The organism is Microbacterium sp., assembly GCF_036566905.1.
Taxonomy (GTDB): domain Bacteria; phylum Actinomycetota; class Actinomycetes; order Actinomycetales; family Microbacteriaceae; genus Microbacterium.
In genome coordinates this window covers 1-11243 of sequence record NZ_DATCVK010000202.1, presented here as the reverse complement: position 1 = coordinate 11243, position 11243 = coordinate 1, and the positions used below count along the sequence as shown (strand labels likewise).

Below are 11243 nucleotides of genomic sequence, written 5' to 3'. Positions count from 1 at the left end.
CGCCACAGGCGGTGAAGACATCCGGCAGGCCATCGTCCGCCGCGCCGCCGACGAAGCCCGCCGCACCGGCACCCCGATCGAACTGGTCACCTCCGGCGACCGCGGCGCCCACCGTCTCCTCGTCGACCCCGCCGGCGACCTCACCCGCCTCCCCGCCACTCCTAACGCCGACGCCACTTCCGACGACGACGGCCTGGACCTGGGCCCCTACCTGGACGTGCACGACGCGACCATCCCCAGCCGTGGAGAGGAGGTGAGGGAACGGGCTCCGCAGCCGACGGAGCCGCCCGCCGGTGGCGCCGCGGCTGCGGAGTCCCCCGCCCGCCCCACCTTCCTCACCCCGTCCGCCGACACGACACCCGGCCTCACCGGCTGGCGGAGTGTTCTCGCCGGCCTCGGAATCACCGTGCGCCCCTCCGCCGCGGCGGTGCGGCGGGCGGCGCAGCAAGCGCTGGTCGCGCGGCAGTGGGCGGGATGCCGCACCGTCGCCGTCGTGAACGGCAAGGGCGGCGTCGGCAAGACCATGACGACGGCGATGCTTGCCGCCGTGTACGCCCGGGAAGGGGGCGGGAACGTGCTCGCCTGGGACAACAACGACACCCGCGGCACCCTCGGCTGGCGCACCGAACAAGGCCTATACGACACCACCCTCCGCGACTTCCTCCCCGCCGCCGAAGGCTTGCTGGCGCCGGGAGCGGGGGTGTCGGAGATCAGCCGGTTCGTGCACCACCAGAACGCCGACCGGTACGACGTGCTCCGCTCCAACCCGGAACTGCTCGCCACCGACCAGCGCATCAACGCCGCCGAGTTCGACGTGCTGATGCAGGTCGCGGCACGGTTCTACCGGATGGTGATCTTCGACTCCGGCAACGACGAATCCGCGCAGCGGTGGCTGCGGATGATCGACAGCTCCTACCAACTCGTCATCCCCACCCTCACCACCGCGGAATCCGCCGAATCCGCCGCGCTGCTGCTGGACGCGCTCCGCGGCCGCGACGAACGCTCCGCCGCCCTCGCCGACCGCGCCGTGGTCCTCGTCACCCAATCCGAACCCACCGGCAACACCGCGGCCCGCCGCATCGCGGACGGGTTCACCGGGCACGTCCGCGCCGTGCACATCATCCCGTTCGACCCCGCCCTAAAAGCCGGACCGCTCCGCTTCGACACGCTTCGCCCCCGCACCCGCGACGCCTGGCTCGCCGCCGCAGCGTCCGCCGCCGAGGCACTCTGAAACGAAATTGGCGTCGTGAATCAGGGGATGCTCGGCAAAACGGCGGCGATCCTCGTCGCCGCGGCGATGGTCCTCGCCCTCGCGTTCGCGTTCATCGCCGAAGCCGTCACCCGGCTCGCGTGCGGGGACCGACCGCACCCGGAGAGCCTGTTCGCCGGGCTGGTCCTGGCCGTCACCGGCAACCCCGCCGGCTATAGCGCGCCGGCGGGGTGCGTCCTGCCGGTCACCGTCATCCGGGTCGTCGACGTCGCCGCGGTGCTCCTCATCTCCGGTTTGGCAGCCTGGGTGCTGGTGGCGGTCCGCCGTTATCGGGAGTCGGATCGCGCGTTCCTCACCGACCTGCGCACCCGACCTGGGTTCGCCACGGCGTCGGAGATCCGCGACCACCTCTCCGCGAAGGCGGTGCTGCGCCGCGCCCGCCAGCTACGCCCCGACATCGCCAAGCCCACCGCGACAGACGTGGGGTGGCGGGTCGGGCGGTCCCGCGGGCACGACGTGTACGTGTCCATCGAGGACTCCGTCGCCCTCGAGGGCCCACCCCGCTCCGGCAAGGGCTACCGGGTGCTGATCTCCGCAATCGTGGACTGGTCCGGCCCGCTGATCACCACCTCGACCACCAACGACAACCTCACCGCCACCATGCGGATGCGGCAGACCCGCGGCACCGTGGACGTGTTCGACCCACAAGGCCTCTCCGGCATCCGCCACCCCCTCCGGGTCTCCCCGATCGCCGGCTGCGAGGATCCCCTGGTGGCGATGCAGCGGGGCACCGCGATCATCACCGGCACCGCCCTGGGCGCCTCGACGACCAATGGCGAATGGGCGCAGGCATCTGGGGTCGTCCTCGGCCGGCTGCTGCACGCCGCCGCCGTCGGCGGCAAGACGATCGCCGAGCTCTACGACTGGGGCACGAGCCCCGGACAGACCCGCGACGCGGTCGACATCCTGAAGCGCGACGGCACCCCCGGCTGGGGGGACAGCCTCGACGCCACCATCAGCGGTGACGAGAAGCTCGTCTCCTCCATCTGGTTCGGCGTGCAAGGCGCCGTCGCCCCACTCGCCGTCCCCCAGATCCGCGCCGCACTCCTGCCCGGCCCGGGTGATCGGGTGTTCGACCCGCGGGAGTTCCTGGATGCCGCGAACACGCTGTACCTCATCGGATCCTCGTCCGGCGCGTCCGCGATGGGCGGCTGGCTCGGCGCACTGCTGGACGACATCGTCGAAGTCGCCCGCACCACCGCGCTCGCCTCCCCCGGCTCCCGGCTGCAGCATCCGCTCGGGCTCATCCTGGACGAGATCGCGAACATGTTCCGGTGGGGGAACCTGCCCCGGATCATGGCCGACGGCGGCGGCCGCGGCATCTGCACCTTCATCGTCCTGCAAGCCCTCTCCCAAGCCGAAACCTCCTGGTCCCGCGCCGAAGCCGACACCATTTGGGCCGCCGCGACCGCAAAGGTGCTGCTGGGTGGCGCCAGCCACGTCGGCCACCTCCGCGACATCGAATCGCTGCTCGGCACCCGGGAGACCCGCCGCGAACAACGCTCCTGGTCCACCCGGGACGCCGGGCACTCCACCAGCGAGCACCACGAACGCCGCCCGCTGATGTCCGTCGACGAGATCCGCCGCCTCCCACCCACCGCCGGGCTGCTCGCCTACCGGAACCGCCGCAGCGTGCTGTTGGACCTCGCCGGCTGGGACGAACGCCGCGACGCGTCGTCGATCCAGTCCGGCAAACGGGAGACCGAACGCGAGCAACGCGGCGTGTTCGACACCGCACAGCGCACCCCCACCCCCGCGGCACCGCCCGAGGCGGAGCCTGAGGCGGTGACTGAGAAATGAGCAACCGTCGCCGGCCCGCGCTGGTCAACATCTACCGGTCCGAGTTTCTCCGCTCCCGCGCCTGGTTCGCCCGCCGCGACCGCTGGTTCCGCGACCAGAGCACCCGCGGCATCCCGCTGGAATGCGCAGCATGCGGGCAGCCAGCCGACAAACACCACCTCGAGTTGCACCACCTCGACTACACCGGCATGAGCTCCACGAACGGACGATGGCTCGCCTTGGAGGCCCACGAAGACCTGATGCCGCTGCACCCCTACTGCCACGACCTGCTGCACCGGCTCATCGACCGCGACCCGGTGCTCTCCGAAAACCGCACCCGCCGCGACGCCACCCACCTCGCCCTGCGACGGCTCCGCCCCAAACTGCAGCCCGCCGACGGGAGCACCCGATGACCGACTACCGCGACCCGCCCCCCGACCACGACGACGCCATCGCCGAAGACATGACCCGCCCCGGCCCGCCACCGCCACCATCGACCTCAGCCTCGAACCGCGACGACCGTGCCGGCAGCTCCCGTCCTCTCGGCGCGAGCACGGTCAACTGGTACACCCTGACCGATACCGACGCGGGTCCGACATGGGCGGCACTGCGGGCGTGGGTGGAATGGTTCACCGTCCGCTACCGGATCTCCGAATCCGTGGTGCCGGTGTGCTGGTTCAAACACGGGCAGCTCGTCGAAGAACTCTCCGCCCTCCACACCGCGCACACCGCGTCCTTCGACTCCACCGACACCGGCTACGGCCCCATCGGCTGGCACGAACGACTCAGCCTCGCCCTCCCCCGCCTCGCCCGTGCCTACTCGGGCGGCTGCTCCCGCGGACACGACCCCCTCATACCTCGCTCGTGGACCAACGTCATCGACGAGCAGGAATGGGACGCGTGGACCACACAGGCCCACGCCCACTGAGACACCCGCGTCGGGTGTCTCCCAACGGAAGGAAGAAGGATGACCACCAGGATCCCCGTCACCATCGAGGGCAACCTCACCAGTGACCCCGAACACGGCGCCGGTGAATCGGGCAACGAGTACGCCCGGTTCACCATCGCGGTCAACGACCGGCGCCTCAACGAGACCACCAACCGGTGGGAAGACGTCGGCACCGTGTTCCATCGGGTCGTCGTGTTCAACCAGCAGTCCCGCAACGTCGCCGACTCGCTCCGCAAAGGCGACTCGGTGATCGTCGCCGGCGACCTCCGGTTCGGCACGTACACGGACAAGGAGACCGGTCAGACCCGTGAGACCCGCGACATCGTCGCGGACAATGTGGGCGCGTCGCTGAAGTTCACCGGCGTCGTGGTGGACCGCGCCCCAAAAACTGAAAGGCCCGCAGCAGACGCTACGGGCCCGACAGCGGTACCGGCATCGTACGCCGGCACCGGGATCGTCCGCTGACCTGAACCAACAAGCAAGCGGGGTGAGAGTCACTGTACTCTCGCCCCGCTCTGCTGCGCACCGCAATACTCCGCCGCCGCAGCGCCGACGTCGGTAGCCTCGAGCTGTGACCGACCCTCTCGACGACGGGCAGACACCACGATGCCCCGAGTGCCGTGCCGTGCTCCGCGATGCCGGCCACGGCTACGCGTGCCACTCCTGTCGTATCGTCGTCATCGGCAGCATCGCATCCGACTAGCACTCCGAGCCGTGCACCCCGCTCACGCGTAGCAACGGTGCACATGCCAGTCGGTTTCGTCTTGTACACGTCGAGAACCACCGACTCGTTGTCGTCATCGGCCGCCTGGAACCGCAACCCGTATAACCCACCTCTTTCACCGGGCGATGCCGCCCAGATCGAGTCACGCAACCTCGTCGGGGTGTCCGTGACCCGCCATCGCCGCCCCGAGCGTTCGCTGACTTCCAGTAGCCCAATCTGGGGCGCAGGACGGCGGTTCGGGTTCGTGGTGCTTGCCGGCGCCCATCGGATCAGGACGGCACGTTCCGCCAACGCGATCGCCGAACCGTCGATCAGTGCGCCTCGTCGTGCACGGCACGGCACGGTACCCATGCGGTCACAGGTATACAGACTCTCGTGGTTCCTGCCGGAGGCGGGTCCTCTCCACCTGGTCGCCAGTCGGCCCGATCGGCTTAGGCCGCCCCGCGTCGAAGTTCGCCGTGTGCTCGAGATGCGGGCAGATGAGGTCGCAGTGCGGCATACCTAGATCCTCACTGTGCCCGCGATCGTAACCCGGATCCCCACGGCGTGAGGAGTCCAGTTGTGTCCGCCCCGCATCGAACAGCACGGAATCTCTCCGAACCGGCCCCACGCTCGTATCCGCTCGGGGTACGGATCACCAGGAGACCGCTGCGTAGCCGCGGGCGCGTAGCGTCCGCCAATCCTCACGATCTTGTTCCCAGGCGGCATCAATCCCGGGACGGCCGCGACGAGCGCCTGCAGCGGTCAGTGCGCGGCAAGGGAGGCGAGCCCTCCGCTCGCAATTGCGACGTCCTCGGGGTTTCGTCGCACGTTCACAATCTTTCGGCAACGTAGGCGAAACAGAAGCCTCATAGATTCTGGTATGGCAGTTTATGTTCGGCGATGCTATATATATTGCAGGTGATCGCTTCTTGTCGGACATAGTTGTCGACTCTGGCATGGCAGAAGGCTTTGCTCAGGCGTTCTTCACCCGCACCGCCAATCTTGAAAGGGTCCATCATGCGCAAGACCATCAGCTTCATCGCACTCGCGGCCGCGAGTGCGCTCGTCCTCTCGGGGTGCGCGTCAGCAGACGCGGCCGCAGATGCGGATGCGAGCTCCGACGGCGACGTCACGACTATCGGGTTCCTCGCTGCCGCGCCGCGCAACGACAACGGCCTGACGCAGTACAGCCTCGCCGGCGTCCAAGCGGCTGTGGACGCTGACGAGACACTCGAGCTGACCTCGATCGTCGATAACGTGACCACCTCACAGGAGCAGATTCAAGGGCTCGAGTCGCTTGCCGCCGACAACGACATCGTGATCGCGGACAGCGCCGCGCTCAACAAGGCCGTCGAGGTCGTCGCGGCGAAGTACCCCGACACCACGTTCATCCTGGTGGCCGCCGACCTGCCGAGTTTCGCCGAGAACGTGACCTCGGTGATCGCGAACGTCGGCTACCCGGCCTTCGTCGCCGGCGCGGTCGCCGCATCGCGGTCCGCAACCAAGGAGCTCGGCGTGATCGCAGGGCTCGAGCTGCCGGCTACGGCCGCGTGGTACTACGGCATGCGGCAGGGCGCGCAGCTCCAGGACCCTTCGGCGAACGTATCGGTCACCTACACCGGCGACTTCAACGACGTGGGCAAGGCGAAGTCCGCGGCCGAGGCGATGATGGCCAACGGCGTCGACTCGATCATCTCCGACTTGGATGCGGGTTCCGCCGGCGTCTACCAGGCCGCCGATGCGGCGACAGCGACCACCGAGGTCTATGACGTCTTCGCCTTGCACTGCGAGTCCAGCTCGAACATCGTGGGCTCCGGCACGGTCAGCTGGTCGAAGATCCTTCAGGATGCCGTGACCCAGGCCGCCGCCGGCGATCTTCCCGCCGGCTCGGTCTCCTACGGACTCAAGAACGGGGCCCTCAAGTTCGAGTTCTGCCCCGGAATGGGCACCGACGAGCAGGTCAAGATCGCAGACGACGTCACCCAGCAGCTGATCAACGGTGACATCGAGCTCGAAGAGGGCGTTCTGCTGCCTAAGCCCGACTACGACCAGATCGAGCGTTGAGCCGACCATGACCCTTCCCGATTCCGGCGCGTCGTTCGTGACGCGCTCCGGCCCCGCACTCCGGCTGGGATCCGTGACGAAGCGATTCGGCGGATTCACCGCGAACGAGGACGTCGACCTCGAGGTGGCATGGGGTGAGATACACGCACTGCTCGGTGAGAACGGTGCCGGCAAGACGACGCTGATGCGCATCCTCACCGGCCTGTATCAGCCCGACGCAGGCTCCATCGAGATCAACGGCGAGCCAGTGCAGTTCCGGCGGCCGGAGCAGGCGCTGCGCGCCGGGATCGGGATGGTCCACCAGCACTTCACCCTCGTGCCGAACCTCACCGAGCTGGAGAACCTCGCCATGCGGCCGTCCGCCTTCCCTTGGAAGAGCGACCTGCGCGCCACCCGCCGCACCGCCGAGGCGATCGCGGACAGCACCGGCCTGCGGATCACTCCCGACCGCCTGGTCGAGGATGCATCGGTCAGTGAGCGCCAGCGGATCGAGATCGTCAAGTTGCTCTGCCGCGGTGCGCGGATCCTCATCTTCGACGAGCCAAGCGCCGCGCTCAGCCCCGACGAGTGGGAGGAGCTGGCCGCGCTCATGAAGCGACTCGCCGCCGACGGGCACGCCGTCATCCTGATCTCACACAAGCTGTCCGAGGTCTTTAGTGTCGCCGACCGCTACACGGTGCTGCGCCGCGGCGCGGTCGCAGGTAGCGGCCCGCTCTCCGAGGTCACCGCCGATCAGCTCGTCACGATGATGGTGGGCGGCACCGTCGAGGCCCGTCCGCCGTTGCAGCCGACTCGTACAGGCGAGCCCGTGCTGACCGTCACCGGTCTCGATGTGGCGCGCGATGCAGCATCCCGCACGTCCCCGTTGGCACTGGCCGGCGCGGACCTTGTGGTTCGCAGCGGCGAAATCGTCGGGGTGGCCGGGGTGGCGGGCAGCGGCCAGCGCGAGCTGGTCGAGGCGATCGTCGGCATCAACGCCCCACGTTCGGGCTCCGTGCAGGTCGCGGGCGTCGACATGCGCTCCGTCGGCCCGCAGCGCTTCTACGACGCGGGAGGCGCACTCATCCCCGAGGACCGCCACCGCGTCGCCATCATCGGCGCCATGACCGTCTGGGAGAACATCACGATGCGGATGCTGCGTAGGCCGCCGCTGCGACGTCACGGCCTCCTCAACATCGGTGCCGCCAAGCGTCGCGCCGTCGAGCTGATGGACGAGTTCGACGTCCGCGCCGAGAGCGAGCACATGCCGATCGGACGGATGTCCGGCGGCAACCAACAGAAGGCCGTCCTGGCCCGCGAACTGTCCGACAACCCACGCCTGCTGATCGCCGTGCAGCCCGTTCGCGGGCTGGATGTGCGAGCGACGGACTTCGTTTACCGCCGACTCGTCGATCACCGCGACGCCGGCGGCGCCGTGCTGCTGATCTCGATGGACCTCGACGAAGTCCTGGCTATGTCCGACCGCATCGTGGTGCTGGCGCACGGACGCGTCCAGGGCGAACTCCCCGCCGCCACGGCGACGCGTGAGTCGATCGGCACTCTGATGACCTCGGCGGTGGCGGCATGAGCCTCGCACGCTTGCTCGCCCCCGTCGGAATCGTACTCGTCGCGGTCCTCGCCGCCATCACCCTCCTATTCGCCATCGGGGTGTCCCCGGCGGCGGCGGCGGTCGCGTTCTGGCAGGGAACGTTCGGCACCCCGATCAATCTGGGGGTCACCCTGACACAGGCCGTCCCGCTGTTCCTGGTCGCGCTTGGCTGGATCGTCACCACCAAAGCCGGACGTATCCACGTCGGCTTCCCTGGTCAGATCATTACGGGCGGCACGCTCGCCACGACCGTGGGGCTGATGTGCGGCGACGTGCCGGCCATCGTCGCGGTGCCCCTGACCGCGGTCGCAGGTATCGCCGGCGGAGCGCTGTGGGCGGCGATCACCGCCTGGCTGTGGGCGGTGCGCGGCGTGCTCGAGATCGTCTCCTCGCTCCTACTCAACCTCGTCGCCGTGCAGATCGCGAACTGGCTAATCCGCGGCCCGCTACGCGGATCCCTCGACGGACAGCCGCAGAGCGCCACCTTCCCGGCATCAACCCTGTGGCCCTCGGTGCCGGGCATCCCCGGACTGTCGTTCGACGTGCTCCTGATGCCCCTGCTGGCCGCATTACTGGTGTTCATGTTCGCCCGCACGCCGTTCGGTTTCGACGTGCGCGCCTCCGGGGGAAATGAGACCGCTGCGCGATGGTCCGGGATCAGGCCACGGCGCACCGGCGTCACCGCGATCCTCATCTCCGGCGGCTTCGCCGGACTGGCCGGTGCCGCGCTGCTGTTCGCTGGCAGCGCGCCGTGGATGAGTGACGGGTTCGAGGCCGGCGTGGGATTCAACGGGATCGCCGTCGCACTCCTGGCACGCAACTCGCCGATCGGCGCGATCTTTGCCGCCGTCATCTTTTCCGCGCTCAACGTCGGCAGCACCGCGCTGCAAGCCAAGCTCGACGTGCCATCGTCGCTGGCAGCCGTGCTGCAGGGCGCGATCATCGTACTCGTGCTGCTATCGAGCGTTCTGCTGCACAACCGCGCGAAGCGCGCGCAGAAGACGCCCGTGGACGCACCGACAAGGCCGGCCCTCGCGTCGGTAGGGCAGGTGTGACCGTGGGCATCTTCGACATCGCATTCCTCGTCGCCGCGGTCACCATCGCGGCACCCATCCTCCTGGCCGCCACCGGCGAGCTCGTCTCGCAACGGGCCGGTGTCATGAACGTCGGACTCGAGGGCATCATGCTCGCAGGCGCCTTCGGCGGCTACCTGACCATGGTGCTCACCCAGAACATCGGCATTGCCTTCCTCGGCGGCATCCTCGCCGGCGTGCTCTTTGGTGTACTGATGGCGGTGCTGTCCATCGAGGCCAAGGTCGACCAGATCGTGGCGGGCATCGCTCTGAACCTGCTCGGCTTCGGCGTCACCGCCTTCCTCAACGAAGACCTGTTCCCGACCCCACAGTCCTTCACCCCCCTGCCCAGGGTCGCGATCCCCCTGCTATCGGATATCCCCATCATCGGACCCACGGTTTTCGACCAGGACGTGTTCGTGTATGCGGTCATCCTGGTGGTCGTCGGCGTCGGACTAGCTCTCAACCGGACCACCTGGGGAATCGGCCTGAAGGCGGTCGGTGAGAACCCGGTGGCGGCCGATGCGGCCGGAGTGAGCGTACGCGGTATGCGATGGGCGGGCGTCCTGTTCGCCGCCGCGTGCGCCGGGGCGGCGGGCGCCTACGTGTCGGTAGGTGACGTCGGCGTCTTCCGAGAAGCGATGGTAGGCGGGCGCGGCTACCTCGCCCTGGCCGCCGTTCTGTTCGGCGGATGGCGCCTAGGCGGGCTCCTGGTCGCGGTGGCGATCTTCGCCGGCGCGGATGCGCTCCAGCTGCGCCTGCAGGCAACCGGGGAGGTGCCCGTCGAGGTGTGGATCGTCAGCCTTGTCGCGGTCGTGGTGTTCCTGGTCGTGGGCCGCGTGCGCGGCCGCCGCGGCCCGATACGCCCAGTCGAGGTCGTGGGCGTCGTAGCAGCCCTCGCGTTGGCCGTCTTGGCCGTCGCGCAACCCGCGATCATCGTTCCCGCGCCGCTCTGGCTCGCCCTGCCCTACGTCCTCGCTCTGATCGCCCTGGCCGCCGGTGGCAGACGCCGCCACCGATCGCCCGAGGCTTTGACGATCCCATACACGCGAAGCGAGGCCTGATATTGATCACGGATGTCCATACCCACTTCTGGACCCCGGAGCACCAGCGCTCCCCGTGGACCGACGGACTCCGCCGAGTGCGTCGCACCCTCGCGGCAGAGCCGATTGACCAGGTCACTCTGGCGTCGTACCGACGCAGCATCGCTCCGGCGGAGCGCTCAGTAGTGTTCGGCCTCCAGGCGATCGCGTCGGGGATCTTCGTCCCAAACGACGACGTCGCCGCCTTCGTCGCCGCCGTCGGCGGAGGCACGGTCGGCTTCATGTCGGTCGACCCGACCCGGCACGACGCCGTCGAGGAGTTGGAGCGCGCGCACGAGGACCTGGGACTGGTGGGGATCAAGCTCGGCCCGATCTACCAGGGCACCTCGCCGCTGAACCCGCTGACGATGCGGGTGTTCGCGGCCGCGGAGCGACGCGGGCTGCCGATCCTCATTCACCAGGGCGCCATCTTCGCCAACGCCGGCCGCCTCGTCGACGCCAACCCCCTGCTCTTGGACGACGTGGCCATCGCCTTCCCGGACCTGAAGATCGTTATCGCCCACCTCGGGCATCCGTGGATCGAGGAGACCGTCGTCGTGATGCGCCGCAACGCCAACGTGTACGCGGACACCTCCGCGATCGCCAACCGGCCGACGATGCTTGCACGGGGCCTGGCCGCCGCGAAGGAGTACGGCGTGCTGCACAAGGTTCTCTTCGGCAGCGACTCACCCATGGTGTCGGCAGAGAGTTCGGCCGACGGACTGCGGCGGG

Annotated in this window: 11 protein-coding genes; all 11 read left to right on the top strand. The window is 68.9% G+C overall.

Annotation, left to right across the window (positions count from 1 at the left end; genetic code table 11):
* Positions 1-1231 (top strand): MinD/ParA family ATP-binding protein (locus VIP82_RS17015; RefSeq protein WP_331910751.1); only part of this gene is annotated, 1231 nt, incomplete at its 5' end.
* 27 nt (positions 1232-1258) lie between these two features.
* Positions 1259-3070, top strand: a complete 1812-nt coding sequence (locus VIP82_RS17010; protein ID WP_331910749.1) for a type IV secretory system conjugative DNA transfer family protein — start codon at positions 1259-1261, stop codon at positions 3068-3070.
* Positions 3067-3462, top strand: coding sequence for a hypothetical protein (locus VIP82_RS17005; protein ID WP_331910747.1), 396 nt, complete (start codon positions 3067-3069; stop codon positions 3460-3462). Before VIP82_RS17010 ends, VIP82_RS17005 begins: the two co-directional genes overlap by 4 nt.
* Entirely contained in the window at positions 3459-3977 is a 519-nt protein-coding gene (locus VIP82_RS17000) for a hypothetical protein (protein WP_331910745.1), read from the top strand. The genes VIP82_RS17005 and VIP82_RS17000 overlap by 4 nt, the downstream gene beginning before the upstream one ends.
* A gap of 39 nt (positions 3978-4016) precedes the next feature.
* Positions 4017-4463, top strand: coding sequence for a single-stranded DNA-binding protein (locus VIP82_RS16995; RefSeq protein ID WP_331910743.1), 447 nt, complete (start codon positions 4017-4019; stop codon positions 4461-4463).
* A gap of 106 nt (positions 4464-4569) precedes the next feature.
* Positions 4570-4701, top strand: coding sequence for a hypothetical protein (locus VIP82_RS16990; protein WP_331910741.1), 132 nt, complete (start codon positions 4570-4572; stop codon positions 4699-4701).
* 1020 nt (positions 4702-5721) lie between these two features.
* Entirely contained in the window at positions 5722-6768 is a 1047-nt protein-coding gene (locus VIP82_RS16985) for a BMP family lipoprotein (RefSeq protein ID WP_331910739.1), read from the top strand.
* Between the two features lie 7 nt (positions 6769-6775).
* Positions 6776-8335, top strand: coding sequence for an ABC transporter ATP-binding protein (locus tag VIP82_RS16980; RefSeq protein ID WP_331910737.1), 1560 nt, complete (start codon positions 6776-6778; stop codon positions 8333-8335).
* The gene (locus VIP82_RS16975; protein WP_331910735.1) at positions 8332-9411 is read left to right on the top strand and encodes an ABC transporter permease; all 1080 of its coding nucleotides are present in this window, start codon (positions 8332-8334) and stop codon (positions 9409-9411) included. The genes VIP82_RS16980 and VIP82_RS16975 overlap by 4 nt, the downstream gene beginning before the upstream one ends.
* A gap of 2 nt (positions 9412-9413) precedes the next feature.
* Complete coding sequence (locus VIP82_RS16970) at positions 9414-10493, top strand: ABC transporter permease (RefSeq protein WP_331910733.1); 1080 nt, start codon at positions 9414-9416, stop codon at positions 10491-10493.
* Between the two features lie 2 nt (positions 10494-10495).
* A partial coding sequence (locus tag VIP82_RS16965; protein ID WP_331910731.1) for an amidohydrolase family protein occupies positions 10496-11243 on the top strand: 748 nt, incomplete at its 3' end.

Coding starts and splice junctions, on each gene's coding strand:
- VIP82_RS17005 (WP_331910747.1), top strand. CDS start 3,067: ATGAGCAACCGTCGCCGGCCCGCGCTGGTCAACATCTACCGGTCCGAG.
- VIP82_RS17010 (WP_331910749.1), top strand. CDS start 1,259: ATGCTCGGCAAAACGGCGGCGATCCTCGTCGCCGCGGCGATGGTCCTC.
- VIP82_RS17000 (WP_331910745.1), top strand. CDS start 3,459: ATGACCGACTACCGCGACCCGCCCCCCGACCACGACGACGCCATCGCC.
- VIP82_RS16995 (WP_331910743.1), top strand. CDS start 4,017: ATGACCACCAGGATCCCCGTCACCATCGAGGGCAACCTCACCAGTGAC.
- VIP82_RS16985 (WP_331910739.1), top strand. CDS start 5,722: ATGCGCAAGACCATCAGCTTCATCGCACTCGCGGCCGCGAGTGCGCTC.
- VIP82_RS16980 (WP_331910737.1), top strand. CDS start 6,776: ATGACCCTTCCCGATTCCGGCGCGTCGTTCGTGACGCGCTCCGGCCCC.
- VIP82_RS16975 (WP_331910735.1), top strand. CDS start 8,332: ATGAGCCTCGCACGCTTGCTCGCCCCCGTCGGAATCGTACTCGTCGCG.